The sequence below is a fragment of the Asticcacaulis sp. AND118 genome, from assembly GCF_020535245.1.
In the GTDB taxonomy this organism is placed as follows: domain Bacteria; phylum Pseudomonadota; class Alphaproteobacteria; order Caulobacterales; family Caulobacteraceae; genus Asticcacaulis.
The window spans coordinates 1,974,834-1,994,309 of sequence record NZ_CP084910.1 but is presented as its reverse complement, the minus strand read 5'-3'; the positions used below and the strand labels follow the sequence as shown (position 1 = coordinate 1,994,309).

Here is a 19,476-nt window from a genome sequence, read left to right as displayed (position 1 = left end):
GAGCGCCGTTTTCATGTGTGATCCAGTCTTAATTACTCAGCACGATGGCTGCGATCAGACCGGTCGCGACCGCCGCCAGAACGTAGCGGTCGTCGACGTGACGCCATTCATAGCCGCGCGGCGGGGCGTAGAGGTGACGGTGGCGGCGGTAATCGATGGCGTAGCCGCGATCCCAGTCGCGATAGGCGACGTAGCCCCCGCGACGCCATTCCGAGCGCTCGCGCCAACCATAGTGGCGACCACGATCATAGCTGCGGTAGGGGTCGTAACGGCCACGGCGGTCGTCGCGATCCCAACGGTCGTAGCGATCGTGGCGATCATAACGGTCGCCCCGATCATGGCCGCGCTCATAACGATCATGGCGGTCATGGTGGCGCGGATCGGCGGCGGCGACGTCGGCCATGAGGATGGAACCGGTCATCATGGCCAGAATGGAAGCGGTGACTATGCGTTTCATAACGGTCTCTCCAGTGGGTTGCCCCATCCCAGTGACACCAGATTGCGCCTTTCTGCCTGAACCCTGCATGAACGAAGGCGGCGGCCCCCGTTCAGGGACCGCCGTCCGCTTTCGAGTGGTGAAATCTTACTTGCTGGGGATGATGGTCGTGATGACGCCGGTGGTGACGGCGGCCAGGATGTAACGGTTATCGACCTGACGCCATTCATGGCCCTTGGGCGGCTTCGACAGGCGCTTGTGCTTGCGGTAATCGACGGCCTTGCCGCGTTGCCAGTCCTTATAGGCGACATGGCCGCCCTTGCGGAAATCGGACGTCTTATGCCAGCCGCGCTCGTCGCGATCGTTGTGACGGTTATCGTGACGCTCGGCCGCCGGACGCTCGTTGCCGTGCGAGGGACCCTGCTGAGGGGCGGCGATGGCGACGCTGTTCATCAGAAGCGAACCGGCCATCAGGGTGATAACGGAAGCGGTCATCATGCGTTTCATTGCCAAACTCCTTTGTCTGTTTCTGGTGCCGCGTTGTCTGCGGTCCATGCGTAGAGCGTGGGCCCCGCCCACTGAACGCGATATGAATGATTAAAGGTTTCAACGTGTTGGTTGTGTTGAAGGCGTGAAACATTGCGGGCGGAAACGCGCCTTTGAAAATTTATGAACATTGGTATCGATTGCATTCGGGCGGCCCCGTTTACACGTGCAAAACCTTGGCTACCGTGGTGTTTTTGCGTGAGTGGAGGGCAGCGTGACGACGCCGCATTCGGAAGACGCCGCACGGCGATCCAGAGGTTTTCTGGGGCTGGTCGAAAAGGCCGGTAATATACTGCCCGATCCGGTGATGATTTTCGTCTGGCTGATCCTGGCCCTGATGGTGCTGTCGACCGTTGGCGCGCATTTCGGCTGGTCGGCTTCCATCCCCTATACCGGCGAAGAAGCGCCGCACTGGGCGACGCTGGACAACGGCGTGGTGACCTATACGGCGACCAGCCTGTTCACCGCCGAAAACATCGGGCGGCTGCTGGTCGATATGCCCAAGACCCTGACCGGCTTCGCGCCGTTGGGCGTGGTGGTTGTGGTCATGTACGGCGCGGCGGTGGCCGAGCGGTCGGGCCTGTTCTCCGCCCTGATCCGCTCGTCCTTGCGTAACGCGCCGCGCGCCATACTGACGCCGTGCGTCATCGTCACCGGCATGGTGTCGCACCACGCTTCGGACGCGGCCTATGTCGTCTTCATTCCTCTGGCGGGCCTGATCTACGCCTCGGTCGGCCGGCATCCGCTGGTGGGTATCGCCGCGGCCTTTGCTGCCGTATCAGGCGGCTATGCCGGCAATATCACGCCGGGCCAGATCGACGTGCTGCTGTTCGGCTTCACGCAGGAAGCCGCCCGCATCATCGATCCCGATTGGACGATGAACCCGGTCGGCAACTGGTGGTTCATTCTGGCCATTGTCTGCCTGTTCACGCCGGTGGCGTGGTTTATCACGGACAAGGTGGTCGAGCCGCGTCTGGGCAAATGGGGCGGCTCGCCGGACACGGAGCTACAGGCCGAACTGGCCAAGTCCGAGGTCACGCCCGCTGAGAAAAAGGGCCTTAAGCGCGCCGGTCTGGTGGCGTTGCTGGTCGTCGCCGGTTTCGCGGCCCTGGCCCTGTGGCCCGGCTATACGCCGCTGATCAACGAAGAAGCCACGGGCCCGGCCCAGCTTCAGCCCTTCTATGCCGCGCTGATCGCCGGCTTCTTCCTGCTGTTCATCACCACGGCCATTGCCTTCGGCACGTCGGCGGGCACGATCAAATCGGACAATGACGTGGTCAAGATGATGGGCGAAGGCATCCGCTCGCTGGCCCCCTATCTGGTCTTCGCCTTCTTCGCCGCGCATTTCGTGGCCATGTTCAACTGGTCGCGGCTGGGGCCGATCACGGCCATCAACGGCGCGGAAATTCTCAAGGCGTGGAACCTGCCGGCGCCGATCCTGCTGGTCAGCGTGCTGATGTTTTCGTCGGTGCTCGACCTGTTCATCGGCTCGGCCTCGGCCAAGTGGTCGGCCCTGGCGCCGGTCGTGGTGCCGATGTTCATGCTGGTCGGCATTTCGCCGGAAATGACCACGGCGGCCTATCGCATGGGCGACAGCTACACCAATATCATGACGCCGCTGATGTCCTACTTCCCGCTGATTCTGGCCTTTACCCGACGATGGGACAAGAGCATGGGGGTGGGCTCATTGCTGGCCCTGATGCTGCCCTATGCCCTGAGTTTCATGGTCGCGGGCATCGCCATGACGGCGGCCTGGGTGGCGCTCGACCTGCCGCTGGGGCCGGGCGCGCAGGTGCATTACACCCCGCCGGGGCAGTAGGTTTCAAGTTGGATAAGGGTCTCCACAGATGGCCACAGATGCACACAGATGGCCGTCACGTGGGGAAGCTTGAGTGCTCAATCGGATGAATAGCAGGACGCGCAAGGCGCGTCATTTCAAGGCCATCATATGCGCTCGGGCGAGCCCACAAGCGCCGCTCTATCTGTGTGTATCTGTGGCCATCTGTGGAGGGTCTTTTTCGTCTCCCAACAGAACCAACTCACTCCACAGCCGGGCCATGTCGCGCACGGCGTCCTGAGCGTGGTCCGACACCCCTGCAAACAACGGGAAACCCAGGGGCAGCGTGTCGTAGCGGCGGTAGACGGTCGGGGCGCGTGCTTCCATCAGGCGGCGCGCATAGCGTTCGGCCTGAGCCGCCAGCGGATCGAGCCCTCCGGAGACGATCAATGTCTTTGGCAAGCCGTTGACGACCTCTTCGCGCAGGGGCGACAGGGCGACATCGCTCAGCGCCGTGCCGGCCCCGGCATAGTGGCCGATCATGATGTCGAGATCGGCGGCGCTGATCGGCCAGCTACGGGCGAAGCGGCTGGTCTTCAGATCCGCGCTCAGGTCGAGCAGGGGCGTAACCAGCAGTTGCGCCACGGGCAGGGGCTTGAACTCGCGCCGCAGGTCGAGGCACAGACGCGCGGCCATATTGCCGCCCATGCCGATGCCGCCGACGGCGGCCTGACCCGATGCCGCGCCCAGTTTGCCGAGATTGGCCAGCGCCCAGTCCCAGGCCATGCGCGCGTCTTCGTACCCCGCCGGGAAGCGGTTTTCGGGGGCCAGACGATAGGCGGGCAGAAACACCGGGCAACGCGCCTCATGCGCCAGCAGACTGGCGAAAGCGAGGCTCAGTTCCGGTCTGCCCAGCACGCCGCCGCCCTCGTGGAACAGCACCAGCAATGGCGCATTGTGATCGATGCGCTGGGGTCTTACCAACGACCCGTTGACCAGCCCGCCATCGCCGGCCGGCTCGACCTTGACCCGCAGATCGGCGTCGGCGCTCATCAGGGCCGCCGCCTCCTGCCAGTCCTCGCGCGCGCCTTCGACCGAGGTGCCGGTCAGGCTCAGCGGCGTGCGCCGATCCTGACGCGCGAAAAAGGTCTTCCACAGGAAGGTGATCTGGGTGTCGAGCGTGCGCCCGTCCACGTGCACCACGCCGCCGCCGGACAGGAATTTCAGCACGGCATAGGGCAGGCGCAGCACCTGCCTCAGCAGCAGGCGACGCAGGACGGACTGACGGGGCGGCAACAAACGCATGGCGAGCCTTGCACAACAGCGATCCTCATTGTTAGGCGCGTTCGCCGAAGCCGACAAGCACTCTGGTGGGGGCGGCTGCGTTACGCCGTAAGTGCCACCTGTTACCGTTCGCCAAAGCAACCGTCACTCAGTCTGAGTAAGCATTAAGAGTGAACCTTAACCAAGTGCCTGAAGAACGCCGATTTATTTGTTGCGTTGCACGATCTATATGGGATTTTTATTTGACCGGCTGAAAAACCTGCGTCTTACTCACTGACGCAATTCGTGATCTGGCTGCTGACTGCTCGGAGAATGGGATTTCCTGTTTTCCTGAACTCAAACTGCGCTACCGAGAACGACGATTGTAGGGGAGGTTGTCTCCCGAACACCTCGATACTGCTTTTGACTAAGGAGAGCACATGGCCGAAGGTACGGTTAAGTGGTTCAACGCCACCAAGGGTTTCGGTTTTATTCAGCCGAACGAAGGCGGCAACGACGTATTTGTGCATATCACGGCGGTGCAGCGCGCAGGTCTGCAAGGTCTGGCCGACGGCCAGAAGCTGGCCTACGAGCTTCAGACCGAGCGCGGCAAGACCGCGGCGGTCAATCTGCAACTGCTGTAAAAGCGTTAAGGTTGATGGTGTGAAAAAGCCGTCCCGGTCAACGGGGCGGTTTTTTCATTTTTGCTTCAGGGTCAGGCTTTGGGCGCTGCGGCGATCAAAGCGCGCACGGCCTCGGCGTCCATGCCTTCGAGGCGGTAGTCGCGCAGGGATTTCGAGCCCTTGCGCTTGGCCAGCCGCCGGCCCTGATCGTCGAGCAGCAGGGCGTGGTGGCGATAGACCGGCGTGGCAAGGCCAAGCAGTTTTTGCAAAACGACCTGTGTATGGGTGGCCTCGAACAGGTCGTGCCCGCGATGGACATGGGTGATGCCCTGCCGCGCATCGTCGATGACCACGGCCAGATGGTAGGCGACGCCGATGTCCTTGCGCCCCAGCACCACATCGCCGTTGACGTCAGGCCGCACGGTCTGACGGCCCGTCTCGCCGTTCGGTCCGGCACCGGTTTCCTCGAACGACAACCGCTCCCATTCAGGCCCTAAAGCCTCCCGCGCGGCATCGAGCGACAGCCGCCACGACGGTTCGCGGTCAGGCGCTGTCTCGGCCCGCGGCGCATCGCCCTCCTGCGGGGCGCCCTGCGCGGCTTGCGCCAGTTCCTTGCGCGTTTTGTAGCAGGCATAGACCAGCCCGCGCGCCTTCAGCCTTTCCAGCGCCGCTTCGTAGTCGGCCAGATGGTCCGACTGCCGCAAGACGGGTTCGGGCCAGTCGAGACCCAGCCTGTGCAGATCTTCGTAGATGGCGGCTTCATACTCCGGACGACAGCGCGTGCGGTCGATGTCTTCGATGCGCAGCAGACATTCACCGCCTGCGTCTTGCGCGGCCTTAAAGGCGGTCAGAGCCGCATAGGCGTGGCCGAGGTGCAGGTAGCCGGTGGGGGAGGGGGCGAAGCGGGTGCGGTAGGTCATCGGGGACATATAAGCGCATCCCGAAAAGTGTGCAGCGGTTTTTGGATCGGATGCGCGACGGGAAAAGCGCATCCCGAAAAGTGTGCAGCGGTTTTTGGATCGGATGCGCGACGGGAAAAGCGCATCCCGAAAAGTGTGCAGCGATTTTTGGCTCAGATGCGCGACTTACAAATTCCCCTGTCATGCAAACTTCACTGTTTTCTTTTTCCGGAATCGGGTTCTAAGTGGGCTTGTGGATAAACTTCTCACCTAGAAGGAGTTCAGTCTTCCGGTACGCTTATCCCGTTTTTCCTCATGTCATGCGGAGCGTGCCATGCAGGTACTGAAAAATCCGCCGTCGGATCGGCGGGCCCTGGTCCTGAACGCCGATTTCAGGCCGCTGTCCTATTACCCGCTGTCGACCCGCCCGTGGCAGGATGTCGTCAAGGCGGTGTTCGAAGGCCGCGTCGATGTGGTTTCGACCTACGATGTCGAAATCCGCTCACCGTCCCTGACCATGCGTCTGCCCAGCGTCATCAGCCTCAAGACCTATATCGACCAGAACCGGCCGCCGGCCTTTACGCGCTATAACGTCTTCCTGCGCGATCAGTTCAGTTGTCAGTATTGCGGTTGCCGGAACGATCTGACGTTCGATCACGTGATGCCGGTATCGCAGGGCGGTAAATCGACCTGGACCAATATCATCACGGCCTGCGCGCCCTGTAACTTGCGTAAAGGGGGAAAAACACCCCAACAGGCGCATATGGCGCTGTCCAAAAATCCACACCGTCCGACAATGTATCAGCTTCAGGAGCTGGGAAGGCGTTTTCCGCCTCACTATCTTCACGAAAGTTGGGTAGACTACCTGTATTGGGATACGCTGCTGGAGCCCTGAACGGACTTCGGTGAGCGGATATGGGTATTCTTCGGGCTGATAAACATGTCGCAGCGCGTGCGCTTTGAGTTGGATCGTCGGGATTTCGGCGTGATACGCTTTCCCCGTGACAAGGGACAGACGGCTATTTCCCTGAAACCGATCGAGGCGGCGCTGGCGAGGACGCTGGACGTGCAGGTCGAGGCGCGGCGCGAGCGCCTGTTCGGGCCCAAGATCCCGCGGTTTGCCTATATGGGCGAGGTGCTGGCCCTGCGGGTGCTCGATTCCGGCGATGCGGTGCTCGACCTGTCGCACGCCGACGACGAAGCGCGCGAGACCATCATCGAGCATATGCGCCTCAGCGAGGATTTCGAGAGCCTCTGAAGAGGTTTAACCCCGGCTCAACGCGGATGATCGCGCACGGCTGTCGCGAGCGTGCAATAAACATCCGTGGGGCCGCGCTTACGCGGCCGTCCGTGTCTATGCGTGGCTTAATCTATCCCCGCTGCAAATTACATAATATCAGTTGTTTAGGCGCGGTTCCTGCAATCTGTCCCCGATGGCCAACCTTCTGTCATGCTGAGCCCATGACACACGCCGACCCCCATACCCCTGCCTATAGCCGCCTGATGCGCCTGGCCGATCAGGTCCTGAGCGCGCTCGAAACCGCGCCACGCCCGACCAACGCGATGGAAATTGCGCGTGCCGCCCGCGCCATCCTCGCCGCCGAACGGATGTTGCGGGCGATCTACACGCCGTTGGTGAAGGCGAAACATCCTCCCCTGCGCAGCGGCGGAGGGGGATTGGCGCGAAACGACAAGACAGAGGGGGCAAAATCGGTCCGGTCGGCCCCCTCCGCCTCGACAAGCTCGGCACCTCCCCCGTTGCGCCCTGACGGGCTTACAGGGGAGGAGAGGATTCTGTCATCTTCCCCCGCGCCTGCGGCGGCGGCAAACTCCACCGAAACCACGGACGCCAACTGGCAAAAGGGCTGGGCCGACAAACAGGCTCAGATGCGCGAGCAGCGCGCGGCCCGCACCGGCAAATGGCCGGACGGCACGGCCTATAAAAAGCCGAGCTGAGCGCATTTTTGAGACTTTCCCTCGGTGGCGGAAATGTTCTATACATGTTCCATGTCTCCCGCTTCCAATGACCTGTTTCAGGCCGCCGGCCTGACCCCGCAAGCCCCGACCTTGACCTCCGCGCCCGAAGGGTTCAAGCCGCTGGCCGAGCGTTTGCGGCCGCAGGCCCTGTCCGAGATCGTGGGGCAGGATCATCTGCTGGGTGAGGGCGGGGCCATTGCGCGCGCCGTCGAGCGCGGTTTCCTGCCGTCGCTGGTTTTGTGGGGCCCGCCGGGTGTGGGCAAGACGACTATTGCGCGGCTTTTGGCCGCCAGCGTCGGCTACGAGTTTCAGCAGATTTCCGCCGTCTTTTCCGGCGTGGCCGACCTGAAAAAGGCCTTCGAATACGCGCAGGCCCGGCGGAATCAGGGCGTGCGCAGCGTGCTGTTCGTTGACGAAATCCACCGTTTCAACCGCGCCCAGCAGGACAGTTTCCTGCCCTATGTCGAGGCCGGGGTGGTCACCCTGATCGGGGCGACGACCGAAAATCCGTCCTTCGAGTTGAACGGGGCGCTTCTGTCGCGCTGTCAGGTTTTCGTGCTGAAACGCCTTGATGACGAGGCGATGGACAAGCTCATTACCCGCGCCGAGGTGAATCTGGGGCGCGCCCTGCCGCTGATGGATGAGGCGAAGGAAACGCTGAAAGGGCTGGCCGACGGTGACGGGCGTTATCTGCTGACCCTGATCGAGTCGCTCGACTCTATGGGCTTCAAAGCGCCGCTCACTTCCGAAGCCCTGCTGCAGAACCTGCAAAAGCGCCGGCCCAATTACGACAAGGACCGTGAGGGGCACTACAATCTGATCTCGGCCCTGCATAAGTCGGTGCGCGGCTCCGATCCCGATGCGGCGCTCTACTGGTTCGCGCGGATGCTTCAGGGCGGCGAGGACCCGTTGTACATCGTGCGGCGGATGCAGCGCATGGCCTCCGAAGACATCGGCAATGCCGACCCCATGTCGCTGATCATGACCAATGCGGCGCGCGAAACTTACGAAGTCCTGGGCTCGCCCGAAGGCGAACTGGCGATTGCGCAGGCCCTGGTGCACATGGCCTCGGCGCCGAAATCGAACGCCGTCTACACGGCCTTCAAGGCGGCGATGAAGGCGGCCAAGGACACCGCCACGCTCGATCCGCCCGAAGTCATCCGTAACGCGCCGACCAAGCTGATGAAGCAACTGGGCTATGGCGAAGGCTATATCTACGACCCGGACGATCCGGACGGCTTTTCGGGGCAGAACTACTTCCCGGAGGGGATGGAAAGGCCGAAATTCTACGACCCGAAGGGCGAGGGGCACGAGGGCAAGACGCGACAGCGGCTTGAATACTGGGCCGAACTGCGGAAGAAAAAGCAGAGACAAAGGGGGGAGTAGTCACATTTCAATCTCCGCAATGTGACCTTGCGTCCCTAATTCCGGCACATTCGCGTCCGAGACTTCACCCGGTTCTACCAAGTGAAGGAGTCGCGGCATGTCATTGGAAACCCTGCAACAACTGGCGATATTGCTGCTGTGGGCCGCGCCGGCGGCTCTGCCCTTCATCATTCGTCCCGCCGGTCCCAACCGCTTCGGCGCGCCGCACGAGACACACGGTTTCGAGGCCGCGATCAAAAGCGGCCTGAGCAAATATTTCGACTTTAAAGGCCGGGCCTCGCGCGCCGAATACGGGTGGTTTCTGTTGCTGTTCGTCGGCGCCTATGTGGCCGCCGCGATCCTGGACGGCGCGATCCTGGACGGCGCGTTCGACAGCAAAGGGTTCTATATCGCGCCGCTGCTTCTGCTGATCCCCTATGTCGCCGTCAGTGCGCGCCGTCTGCACGACCTCAATCGTTCGGGCTGGTGGCAGGTGCTGGTCTTCGGCGCGGGCCTGTTCGTGCTCTTCTTCCTGCTGGCCAAGCCGGCCGTGCCTTCGGGGGCGCGCCTGTCGCGCCGGCCGGTGGGCGGTGTACGCATGAGTGGAAACCGCTAGAAAATCCGCCTATAACCCTTTGGATCGCGAGCAAAGGGCAGGGCATGGGACGAACCATCGGACAGATTGTGAAGGCGGTGGCCTGGGGCCTCGCGGCGGTGTTCGCCGGTCTTGTGCTTTTGGCCCTCTACGCCCCCGGTCAGGCCAGCCGATGGCTGCGCGGTCTGAATATCGACCTCAGTGGCGCAGGCGTGGTGATCTGGGCCGCGTTTATCATGGGCGCCCTGATCGTGCTGGCGGCCTTTGTCGGCTCGCTGAAAGGCGCGCGTTTGATCGGTCGCCGTGGCGGCGGCAAAAACCGGAACTGAAAAGGCATGGGCAAGCGCCGGGCGATACTGTAAGAGCGCCGCATGACGAAAAAGCCCTTTACCGAAAAGCAGCAGGACAAGTTCAACCGCAAGAAAGCCTCGCGCCAGTCGCCGCAGCACAGGGCGGCGGTCGCGGAACGCGAGGCGAAAGGCCTTGTCCGTCAGAAACAGATCGGGAGCAATCCGCGCGCCATCGACCGTCCGCTGAAACTGTCGGACGAAGAGGTCGTGTGGGTGAAGTCCATGCTGATCCACGATGACGGCGTGATCATGGGCTTCAACAAGCCGTTCAACCTGTCGTCTCAGGGTGGGCGCGGGAATTTCCACAATCTCGACGACATGCTGTGGGCCTTCGCCAAGTCGAACGGCAACAAGCCGCGCCTGCTGCACCGGCTGGACCGCGATACGTCGGGCATTATTCTGGCGGCGAAGACCAAGCCGGCGGCGGCCTTTGTCGGCAACGCCATCGCCGCGCGCGACGTCCACAAGACCTATCTGTGCGTCGTCGGCAATCCGGAAAGGCTCGCCGACGAGGGCGTCATCGACGCGCCTCTGCGCCGCGAGGAGATCGGACGCGAAGCCTATAGCCGGGTCTGCGCGGCGGACCATCCCGACGCCCTGACGGCGAAAACGACCTACCGCGTCGTCAGCCGCACCGATACCTCGGCGCTGGTCCAGTGCGAACCCTTTACTGGCCGCATGCACCAGATCCGCGTGCATATGGCGCATCTGGGCTGCCCCATTGCCGGCGATGTGCGCTACGGCGGCGCACTCAGCCTTGACGGCGCGCGCGTGCCCAGACTGATGCTGCACGCCCGCGCCATCGAGTTTCCGCACCCGCAGGGCGGACGCAAAAGGTGGGAGGCGCCGCTGGGCGCTGACATACAGGTCCTGTGTGACGCTCTGGGCCTTACGCCATAAGCTGTGTACAGTTTGGTAGAAGTATAGCGAGTTAACCGAAATTTCAAGTATCGGCGCTATCTTATCCTGCTTAACCTGGTGTTATCTACGTCTGTTTTTCCCCTCTTAACCCGTCATCCATAAACTTTGTCCTGATGTGTATTTCGTTCGGGGCAGATAAAGAGCATGCTTAAGTGGTTGGGCGCGTTCCGGGGACGCGCGGGTCTTCGTTCGTCTCTGTCTGCTCTGGGGCGGGATGCCAAAGGCAATACGACGATCGTTTTCGGCCTTATGGCGGTGACGCTGGTGACGGCGGCCGGGGCGGGCGTCGAGTTCAATCAGGCCCAGCAACAGCGCGATTATCTGCAGAACGCGGCGGACGCCGCCGCTCTGCGCGGCGCGCTTCTGGCCAAGGACGAAACCGCGGCCAAATCGTCGGCGGACACCGTCTTCCTGCTTAACCTCAAGGATTCCGGCATTACCGCCGGTTCCAAAGGGTTGAATTTCACGACCGTGGGGTCGCGCAAGACCGCTACCTATGCGGCGACGGCGCAGGTCTCGACAGCCTTCCTCAACCTGTTCGGCATTCCGAAGCTGGAAATGTCGGTGACATCGTCTGCCGAAGCCGAACTGCGCAAATCCGAAATCGCTCTCGTGCTCGATTCCACAGGTTCCATGTCGCGGGATTCGCGCATGACCAATCTCAAACTGGCGGTGGACAGCGTGCTCGCTTCGCTGCTGGTCAACGGTCAGAACACCTGGGGCGCCAAGGTGGCCATCGTGCCATTCGACACACAGGTTAATATCAAGGGCGTTCCGGCGTCAGGCATTGCCGGTGAATTCGGTGACAATGCCTACAGCTATAGCTGTACGGGCAGCAACATGTCCGACGACAAATGTACGTCGCTGGCCACGACGCGCGAGCGTATGTGCATCGGCGCAAAGGACGTCGCCGCCTGTAAGGCCAATGCGAAAATCTATGCCTACACCTCCAACGGCAGTTACCGGGTTTTCACCACGTCTTACTATGCGGAAAACCACGGCTATTGCTGGGTGAACTACAACTATACCTATTGCGACTACACGGTGGTGTCGCGGACCGAGACCTACTCGACCTCGACCTGGGCGCGCACCTCGGCGTCGAGCAATTCGACCGACTGGTCGCAGCCGGCATACTATGGCCGTCCGAACGACAGCTACAATCTGTATAGCGGCACCATCACGGCAACGCCGATCAACGCCGGCGGCTACGGTTCGGGCTCGACGACCGACATCAAGAACAACGACACCGTCACGGCCAACGAAGACCTGCTGGGCGTCGGCACCGATACCTGGAACGGCTGCGTCATCGACCGCAAACAGCCCTACGACGTGTCGGGGCAATCGCCGATCGCCAGCAATGCCGACACCCTCTACCCGGCGGCCAAGTGCGCCACCAACAACCTGCTGCCGGTGATGGGTCTGACGACCGATATCGCCGCAGTGCGCGCCCATGCCCAGAAGATGACGCCGGCGGGCAACACCAATATCACCATCGGGGTTCAGTGGGGCATGGAAGTCCTGTCGCCGGAGCTGCCGTTCAATACCGGCATCTCTTACGACGACAAGACCAACTACAAGTACATGATCATCATTACCGACGGTGAGAACACTCAGAACCGCTGGTCCACCTCGGCCACGGCGATCAACGAGCGCACGCTCAAGGCCTGTCAGGCGGCCAAGGATCTGGGGATCACTGTCTATACGATCCGCGTCATGGAGGGGAACTCCACCATGCTCAAGTCCTGCGCCAGCAAACCTGAGTATTTCTATGACGTGACAGCGGCAAGTCAGCTTACCTCCACGCTGGCCAAAGTGTTTTACTCAATCCAGAGTACGCGCCTGACGCAGTAATCTCCAATAAAGATAGGTTTCAGAAATATTAATATACGCAAACCGGTGTTAGGCGGAATATTAATCTTTTGCCTCTATCCTGAATAGTGAACAATTCGGGCTAACCGAGGCACCCATGCTATTCAAATCGTTTTTCGCCAATCGCCGGGGCAATACTGCCGTCGTTTTCGGCCTGGCCGCTTTCGGTCTGGTGGCCGCGGTCGGCGGCAGTATCGATCTCGGTCGAATGATAACCGCGCGTTCTTCGCTGCAGGACGCCGCCGATGCGGCGGTGCTGCGCGCGGCGACCATGTCGTCGGGGACGACAGACGCGGCGCAGAAGACGGCGGCGCATCTGGCCTTCAACGGCAACCTGGCGACCGACCTGAAGGACAAGATCACCAGCAAGGACCTGCTGCGCGTCGTCGAAGGCAGCAATACCAGCCTGACCTATACGGCTACGGCCAAGCTGCCGACCCTGCTTTTGCAGATCGTCGGCATCCAGTATTTCGATCTGTCGGTCGAATCCGAGGCCAAGGCGCAGATGCGCAAGTCGGAAATCGTCTTCGTCCTCGACTCCACGGGGTCGATGTCGAAGGACGGCCGCATGACCAATCTGAAGTCGTCGGTCGATACGGTGCTGGCCAGCCTGCTTGACTCTACGGGCAAGAACTCCACCGGCACCAAGGTCGGCGTGGTGCCCTTCGATACGCAGGTGCGCGTCTCGCCCGGCGTCGGCTACGCCTGGGTCGATTACGGCACGGCCAGCAGTTCGCAAAGCTGCACGGGCCTGAGCGGCAGCTACTGCACCATGATGATCGACGCCGTCGAGCGCGCCTGCATGACCAGCGCCGATCCGCTGAGCTGCAAATCGACGGCCAAGCTCTATACCAAGACCTATAAGGGTACGGGCAGCAACAGCGGCAATACCTATTACGAAGTCTATGTGAAGGTTTATGACGCGGGCAGCAACACCAGCCGCACCTACACCGAAAAGAGCTATACCTACACGCAGACCTACACCACGACGGGCGGAACCTCCTGCAACGCTGAAACCGGCGCCTGCAGCACAACCACCGGCGGTCAGTCGGCGACACGAACCGTCACCGTTTTCGACTCGCAGTCGGGCACATCGACGGCGGGCAAGTCGGGCTACGATAGTACGAACAATGTCCCGTCGGGCTTTGGCAGCGTGGCCTCGACCGTGCTGACCTACAGCTACGGCTATTCCAACGGCTATGACGGCAAGGACGCCTACACGGTGAAATCGACCACCAACGGTCTGGCCAAGACGACCTATTTCCCCGCCATACCCTCAAATCGCTCGGCCTGGACGGGCTGCGTCATCGACCGCACCCAGCCCTACGACGTGTCGGCGGAATCGCCCGGCGCCGCCGCCGCCAGCAAGTATCCGGCGCGTCCCTGCGCCAACGGCAACAACCTGCTGACCATGCGGGCCCTGAGCGAGGATATTACGGCCACCCGCACCTATATCAAGGGGCTGACGCCTTCGGGGAACACCAATGTCACCATCGGCGTGCAGTGGGGCATCGAAATCCTGTCCCCGTCCGAGCCGATGACCGGGGGCGTGGCCTTCAAGGACGACATTACTTACAAGTACATGATCCTGGTGACCGACGGCGAGAACACGCAGAACCGCTGGACCTCGACGACCGCAACGATCGACGCCCGCACCAAGCTGGCCTGTCAGGCGGCGAAGGACAAGGGCATCACCGTCTTCGTCATCCGAGTGATGGAAGGCAACTCCGATCTGCTGAGCCAGTGCGCGTCCAAGACCGAGTATTATTACGATCTGACGAACGCCACCCAGCTCAATCAGGCGCTCAAGGACGTGTTCGAGGCGATCAAAAAGACGCGCCTGACCAAGTAAGCGTCTTTTCTCAACCGATTGACGGTGTTAATCGAAAAGCGCGGGCCTCGGACGGTCCGCGCTTTTTTGCTGTGGATGGCCCATGAACCAGAAGATCGATTGGAGCGAACTGTTTTTCTCGTCCACCGGACGGGTGCGTCAGACGCCGTTCCTGATCGCGCTGGCCGTGCTGGCCGGACTGTTCATGATCTACGATTCGGCGATCACCGGCGCGCCGCGCGTGCTGACCGGCTGGCTGGTCTATCCGGCTCTGCTGTTCTGCGCGGCGTGCGTTCTGTCCAAGCGCCTGCACGACCGCGGACGGTCGGGCTGGTGGGCGGCGATCATATTGATTGCCTTTATGATGGTCTGGCCGCGCCCGGACAACTTCCTCGACTTTATCGGCGCGCTGGTGCTGCTGTGGGCGGCCATCGATCTGGGCGCCATGCCGGGCGAGCGGGGGGCGAACCGCTACGGGCGCTCGACGCGGTTTGCTGAGCCGATTGAAGCGGTTTGATGTTTAGCCACGAAAACCACGAACGCGATTGTGCGGAAACTTCGCGCCAAGCGCCCCAAACTGTCCGTACCCTGCGTTCGGGAGAGGGCTTTCAAACCAGAACAACTCGTGTGCCCGAAGTCTGTATTTTCCGTGGTTAATTCTTTTCTTAATTCGTAAAATCAACCGGCCCGAAGCGTTCGATGAACTGCTGACGCAGGGCGTAATCCACCTCATCCATCGTCACGGGCAGGCCGAGATCGACCAGACTGGTCACGCCGTGCTCGGAAATGCCGCACGGTACGATGCCGTTGAAATGGCTGAGGTCCGGCTCGACGTTCAGGCTGATGCCGTGGAAGCTGACCCAGCGGCGGAGTTTAATCCCGATAGCCGCAATCTTATCTTCCGGGGGCGGCGTAACGCCCCGGTCGCGCCGTTCGACCCACACCCCGACGCGGCCATCGCGGATATGGCCCTCGACATTGAACTGCCACAGCGTGCCGATGATCCAGTCTTCCAGCGCCTTGATGAAGGCGCGGATGTCCTTCGTGCGACGGTTGAGGTCGAGCATGACGTAGATCACGCGCTGACCGGGACCGTGATAGGTGAATTGCCCGCCGCGCGCGCTGTCGAACACCTCGAAACGCTCCGGTTCCAGCAGGTCCTCGCGTTTGGCCGAAACGCCGGCGGTGTACAGCGGCGGGTGCTCGATCAGCCAGATCAGTTCGCGCGCCTCACCCTTGAGAATGGCCTCGACGCGCTGCTCCATCGCCGCCACGGCTTCGGGATAGCTGACCTGACCGGTCGAGACGCGCCATTCCGGCCGGCCGTTTTCCGGGTCATTGAGGAAAAAGTCCGGCAAACCGTCGGCGGGGAGGGCGGGGCTTAACCTGTCGTTCAGCATGTTCGGCCATTTTAGAACGGATGGGTAGGGATTGCTTCCCTATATGGGTAGTTAAAGGGTTAAGTCGAGCGTGTCGTCTCAGGTCAATGCCGTACCGGTGGAAATCTCCGTGCTTCTGGGGCGTTCGGTCCTGCCGATGCAGCAGCTTCTGCGCATGGGCCGCGGCGCCGTTATTCCGCTGGACGCGCGCGAGCACGACGAGGTGTGGATCCTGGCCAACAACCATCCGGTAGCGCGCGGCGAAATCCAGATCTTCGAAGAGAAAATCTCGATCGTGGTCACCCGTCCGGCCAATGTCTACGATTTTATGGCGCTGGGAAATTAGGGCCGGATGTCCGATCCTTACTCCTGCCTTTGAGCGCATCTGACCTAGACTGATCTTCCTTATCAGGGAGATCGAGATGAAAACAGTCCTTTCTTTGACCCTTGCCGCGCTCGCGTTGAGCGGCAGCGCCATGGCCGCCGAACCCTTTGTGGTGGAGGCGGCGCAGGACCGTCTGGGCGACGCCGTCGTTCTGTTCGGCAACAGTCCCAACCGCGTCAAGGTCGCCGGAGCAGATACCGGCGGGCAACTGGCCGTATTCGAATATATCGGTCGGACGCGCGGCGGGCCACCCTTGCACGTCCACCCGGATCAGGACGAAATTTTTTACATACGCGCCGGTGAATACGCCTTTCAGGTCGGCGACAAACATTATCGTTTGAAAGCCGGCGATACAATTTTCCTGCCGCGCGGCGTGCCGCATACGTTCAGCCAGTTGAGCGCCGAGGGCCATATGTTATTTATGTTCACACCGGCGGGCGACATGGAGGCGTTTTTCCGCGAGCAGGGGGCGCTGAAAGGCGTGCCCACCCCGGAAGAAGGCGCGGCCCTGTTTGCGGCACACGGCATGAAGGTTGTGGGACCGCCCTTAAAGGCGAAATGAGGCGAGGACGAAAGCTGATGACCGTCGGGTTTTATGTCCTGCCGCCCTCCGCGCACCTCAGCGGCATTATCCGTCAGCATCAGGTCATCCGGCTGCGTTTCGGAGCGCAGGATATGGTTCCTCCGAAACTCTACTGGCCGCGACCGGCCACGGCGCTGGCCTTCTATCTGCGTGATCCGGAATGGACCTGGTCGACAGGCGGTGAGGCGCGACGCAAGCCGAGAGCGGTGCTGATCGGGCAGCCGACGGCCGTCACCTGGCGGCAGGGTGGGCGCGATTTCAGCGTCTATCAGATCGAGCTTTTGCCCGGCGCGCTGTTCCGGTTGACGGGGCTGGACGCGTCGGAACTGACTGATGGAGAGGTCGATGCCGAGGCCGTCTTCCCCCACGACTTCGCCGCCCTGATCCACCGTATCGAAGACACCGACGCCCCGGCCGGCATGATAGGGGCGGCGGAGGCGTGGCTGTGGCAAAGGCTGCAACATCGCCGGGTCCAAGAGGCACCCGACCCCATAGGTACGGCCTTACTGCGGCAACCTGGACGCTCCATCGAGCGACTGGCGGAGCAGGCCGGGCTGAGCGAGCGTCAGATGCGGCGCAATTTTATCCGGCAAAACGGCGTCGCGCCCAGACTGTTCGCGCGGGTCGCGCGCTTCGACCGGCTGGTGCGGTTGCGCAATCGCCTGCCGTCGGAGGACTGGCTGAGTCTGGCTGTGGAGGCCGGGTACTACGATTTGCGTCACGTCCGGCGCGATTTTCAGGCTTTTGCCGGAGCGACGCCGACGGTCTTTACCGCAGTGGAATCGACCTCGCCGGAGCGCCGCTTCGGTTTTTGGGAGCGGTAAATCGCCAAAATTAGGGGATAAAGCGCTTTTGCCGCTTCACAAAGCCCCCAAGGCTTGCTAAGTGGCGCGCCTCCCGATGTGTGCGGTCGTGGCGGAATTGGTAGACGCGCAGCGTTGAGGTCGCTGTATCGCAAGATGTGGAAGTTCGAGTCTTCTCGACCGCACCATCCGGGTTCAAAAAAAGGTTTTGACGCTTCGGCTTCAAAGCCTTTTTTTGTGTCTGTTTTCAGGCGAAACCGGTTGCAATCCTTGGGGATTCGGCCCAGTGTCGGCGACCACGCAACCGGCGTGTCTCTAAGGGGATTCCGAGATGAAAAGGGAGGGGGAGAGTTGGCGCAAAAGCCCGAACCTGAACTGGACACTCTCGCCACGCCGCCGGAGGAATTGCAAGGGTCGCTGAAGGCCCTGGCCGATGCCGTGGCGCGCGAGACGGCCGGTGAGGACGATCGCCCCGACCTGAGCACGCCCGAGCAGATCGAAGATTTTGCGCTTCAGGACGACTACGCGCTCAATCCCGAATATATTCAGATCGTTATCGATGCCGCCGACCGCAATGACGGTATGCGTCTGCGGGAGTTGATGGACGCTCTGCACCCGGCGGATATCGCCGACCTGCTGGGGTTCCTGTCCGAGGATTACCGCGAGCAGGTCATTCCGTGGATTCCCGCCGACACCCTGCCGGAGGTTCTGCCGGAACTGGACGAGGGCATCCGCGAGGAGATCGTCGAGAATCTGCGCCCCATCGATCTGGCCGAGGTGCTGCAGGAACTCGATTCCGACGACGCTGCCGCCGTGTTCGAGGACATGGAGGCCGAGCAGCAGCAGGCGGTTCTGGCCGCCATGGACCCCGAAGACCGCGAGGCCATGGTCACGTCCCTGGCCTTCGAGGAAGAGACCGCCGGCCGCCTGATGCAGCGCGAAGTGGTGGCCGCGCCCGACTTCTGGAATGTCGGCGACGCCATCGACCACATGCGCGCCCACGGCGCCGACCTGCCCGAACTGTTCTTCGACGTCTATGTGATTTCCCCGACGCACAAGCCCATCGGCGCGCTGCCCGTGTCGCTGCTGATGCGCACGCCGCGCGAGGTGCGCCTGTCGGCCATCATGGAACCGATCACCGAGATCGAGGTCCATATGGATCAGGAAGAGGTGGCCTATATCTTCGAAAAGTATCACCTGATCTCGGCCCCGGTGGTCGATCAGGGCGGCCGTCTGGTGGGGCAGATCACGGTCGACGACATCGTCAACATCATTCAGGAAGAAAACCGCGAGGACATCCTGGCGCTGGCCGGTGTGTCGGACGACGAAGGCCGCGACTCTACCGTGTTCGAAGTGGTGCGTTCGCGTCTGCCGTGGCTGTGCGTCAACCTGCTGACCGCCTTTGTGGCTTCGTCACTCATCGGCATGTTCCAGGGCGAGATCGAGAAGCTGGTGGCGCTGGCCGTGCTGATGCCGATGGTGGCGTCGATCGGCGGCAATTCCGGCACTCAGGCCCTGACGGTGTCGGTGCGCGCCCTGTCGGCGCGCGAACTGACCACGGCCAACGCCTTGCGCACCGTTTGGCGCGAGGTGCGGGTGGGGTGGTTCAACGGCGCGGTCATCGCCTGCATTCTGGGTGTCGTGGCCGGGGCGGTGTGGCAGCGGCCGCTTCTGGGGGTAACCATCGCGCTGGCGGTGCTGATCAACCTGACCGCGGCGGCGCTGGCCGGTACCTTGGTGCCGCTGACCCTGTCGAAGCTGGACCGCGATCCGGCGGTGGCTTCGCCCATTTTCGTGACCATGGTCACCGACTGCATCGGATTTTTCAGTTTCCTGGGGCTGGCGGCGATAATTCTGTTGTAAAACCGTCAGAG

The 19,476-nt window shown here is 61.9% G+C and carries 21 protein-coding genes and 1 tRNA gene; 17 read left to right on the top strand and 5 right to left on the bottom strand.

The genetic code is table 11. From position 1 onward, the window contains the following. Positions 1 to 28 precede the first annotated feature (28 nt). Both LH365_RS09645 and LH365_RS09640 read right to left on the bottom strand, forming a co-directional pair. The gene (locus tag LH365_RS09645) at positions 29 to 457 is read right to left on the bottom strand and encodes an RcnB family protein (RefSeq protein ID WP_226743430.1); all 429 of its coding nucleotides are present in this window, start codon (positions 455 to 457) and stop codon (positions 29 to 31) included. A gap of 126 nt (positions 458 to 583) precedes the next feature. Then, positions 584 to 943, bottom strand: coding sequence for an RcnB family protein (locus LH365_RS09640; protein ID WP_226743429.1), 360 nt, complete (start codon positions 941 to 943; stop codon positions 584 to 586). Positions 944 to 1,196: 253 nt separating this feature from the next. On the opposite strand from LH365_RS09640, the gene LH365_RS09635 reads away from it, so the two are divergent. Beyond that, positions 1,197 to 2,801: an AbgT family transporter gene (locus LH365_RS09635; RefSeq protein WP_226743428.1), complete on the top strand. Its 1,605-nt coding sequence runs from the start codon at positions 1,197 to 1,199 to the stop codon at positions 2,799 to 2,801. 159 nt (positions 2,802 to 2,960) lie between these two features. Here the strand turns inward: LH365_RS09635 and LH365_RS09630 are convergent, their stop codons facing one another. Further along, positions 2,961 to 4,064, bottom strand: a complete 1,104-nt coding sequence (locus tag LH365_RS09630) for an alpha/beta hydrolase (RefSeq protein ID WP_226743427.1) — start codon at positions 4,062 to 4,064, stop codon at positions 2,961 to 2,963. A 398-nt stretch (positions 4,065 to 4,462) separates the two neighbouring features. On the opposite strand from LH365_RS09630, the gene LH365_RS09625 reads away from it, so the two are divergent. After that, positions 4,463 to 4,666 carry a cold-shock protein gene (locus tag LH365_RS09625; protein ID WP_107870278.1) on the top strand — a complete coding sequence of 68 codons (204 nt, stop codon included), beginning with the start codon at positions 4,463 to 4,465 and terminating at the stop codon, positions 4,664 to 4,666. Positions 4,667 to 4,737: 71 nt separating this feature from the next. Here the strand turns inward: LH365_RS09625 and gluQRS are convergent, their stop codons facing one another. After that, positions 4,738 to 5,565, bottom strand: a complete 828-nt coding sequence (gene gluQRS, locus LH365_RS09620; protein WP_226745471.1) for a tRNA glutamyl-Q(34) synthetase GluQRS — start codon at positions 5,563 to 5,565, stop codon at positions 4,738 to 4,740. A gap of 313 nt (positions 5,566 to 5,878) precedes the next feature. Between gluQRS and LH365_RS09615 the strand changes: the two genes are divergently transcribed. The 10 genes from LH365_RS09615 (at position 5,879) to LH365_RS09570 (ending at position 14,969) form a co-directional block, all read left to right on the top strand. Then, positions 5,879 to 6,439, top strand: a complete 561-nt coding sequence (locus tag LH365_RS09615; protein ID WP_226743426.1) for an HNH endonuclease — start codon at positions 5,879 to 5,881, stop codon at positions 6,437 to 6,439. Positions 6,440 to 6,529: 90 nt separating this feature from the next. Then, positions 6,530 to 6,802: a hypothetical protein gene (locus tag LH365_RS09610; protein ID WP_226743425.1), complete on the top strand. Its 273-nt coding sequence runs from the start codon at positions 6,530 to 6,532 to the stop codon at positions 6,800 to 6,802. A 203-nt stretch (positions 6,803 to 7,005) separates the two neighbouring features. Then, the gene (locus LH365_RS09605; protein ID WP_226743424.1) at positions 7,006 to 7,500 is read left to right on the top strand and encodes a hypothetical protein; all 495 of its coding nucleotides are present in this window, start codon (positions 7,006 to 7,008) and stop codon (positions 7,498 to 7,500) included. A gap of 51 nt (positions 7,501 to 7,551) precedes the next feature. Next, a complete protein-coding gene (locus LH365_RS09600) occupies positions 7,552 to 8,907 on the top strand; it encodes a replication-associated recombination protein A (protein WP_226743423.1) in 1,356 nt (451 codons plus the stop codon). A gap of 97 nt (positions 8,908 to 9,004) precedes the next feature. Further along, positions 9,005 to 9,502, top strand: a complete 498-nt coding sequence (locus tag LH365_RS09595; protein WP_226743422.1) for a DUF805 domain-containing protein — start codon at positions 9,005 to 9,007, stop codon at positions 9,500 to 9,502. 44 nt (positions 9,503 to 9,546) lie between these two features. Next, positions 9,547 to 9,810 (top strand): hypothetical protein, encoded by a 264-nt coding sequence (locus LH365_RS09590; protein ID WP_226743421.1) that lies wholly within the window; start codon positions 9,547 to 9,549, stop codon positions 9,808 to 9,810. A gap of 42 nt (positions 9,811 to 9,852) precedes the next feature. Then, positions 9,853 to 10,731, top strand: coding sequence for an RluA family pseudouridine synthase (locus tag LH365_RS09585; RefSeq protein ID WP_226743420.1), 879 nt, complete (start codon positions 9,853 to 9,855; stop codon positions 10,729 to 10,731). Between the two features lie 165 nt (positions 10,732 to 10,896). Continuing rightward, on the top strand, positions 10,897 to 12,603 hold the full coding sequence (locus LH365_RS09580) for a pilus assembly protein TadG-related protein (RefSeq protein ID WP_226743419.1): 1,707 nt from the start codon (positions 10,897 to 10,899) through the stop codon (positions 12,601 to 12,603). A 115-nt stretch (positions 12,604 to 12,718) separates the two neighbouring features. Then, positions 12,719 to 14,473: a TadE/TadG family type IV pilus assembly protein gene (locus LH365_RS09575; protein ID WP_226743418.1), complete on the top strand. Its 1,755-nt coding sequence runs from the start codon at positions 12,719 to 12,721 to the stop codon at positions 14,471 to 14,473. An 82-nt stretch (positions 14,474 to 14,555) separates the two neighbouring features. Further along, positions 14,556 to 14,969, top strand: a complete 414-nt coding sequence (locus LH365_RS09570) for a DUF805 domain-containing protein (protein ID WP_226743417.1) — start codon at positions 14,556 to 14,558, stop codon at positions 14,967 to 14,969. A 148-nt stretch (positions 14,970 to 15,117) separates the two neighbouring features. Here the strand turns inward: LH365_RS09570 and lipB are convergent, their stop codons facing one another. Continuing rightward, entirely contained in the window at positions 15,118 to 15,852 is a 735-nt protein-coding gene (gene lipB / locus LH365_RS09565) for a lipoyl(octanoyl) transferase LipB (protein ID WP_226743416.1), read from the bottom strand. A gap of 70 nt (positions 15,853 to 15,922) precedes the next feature. Between lipB and LH365_RS09560 the strand changes: the two genes are divergently transcribed. From LH365_RS09560 to mgtE, 5 genes are all read left to right on the top strand, one after another. After that, entirely contained in the window at positions 15,923 to 16,177 is a 255-nt protein-coding gene (locus LH365_RS09560; protein ID WP_226743415.1) for a FliM/FliN family flagellar motor switch protein, read from the top strand. Positions 16,178 to 16,253: 76 nt separating this feature from the next. Continuing rightward, entirely contained in the window at positions 16,254 to 16,778 is a 525-nt protein-coding gene (locus LH365_RS09555; RefSeq protein ID WP_226743414.1) for a cupin domain-containing protein, read from the top strand. Between the two features lie 17 nt (positions 16,779 to 16,795). Next, the gene (locus tag LH365_RS09550; protein WP_226743413.1) at positions 16,796 to 17,623 is read left to right on the top strand and encodes a helix-turn-helix domain-containing protein; all 828 of its coding nucleotides are present in this window, start codon (positions 16,796 to 16,798) and stop codon (positions 17,621 to 17,623) included. Between the two features lie 82 nt (positions 17,624 to 17,705). Further along, positions 17,706 to 17,790, top strand: a tRNA-Leu gene (locus LH365_RS09545). Positions 17,791 to 17,953: 163 nt separating this feature from the next. Continuing rightward, entirely contained in the window at positions 17,954 to 19,465 is a 1,512-nt protein-coding gene (gene mgtE, locus LH365_RS09540; protein WP_226743412.1) for a magnesium transporter, read from the top strand. Positions 19,466 to 19,476: the final 11 nt, after the last annotated feature.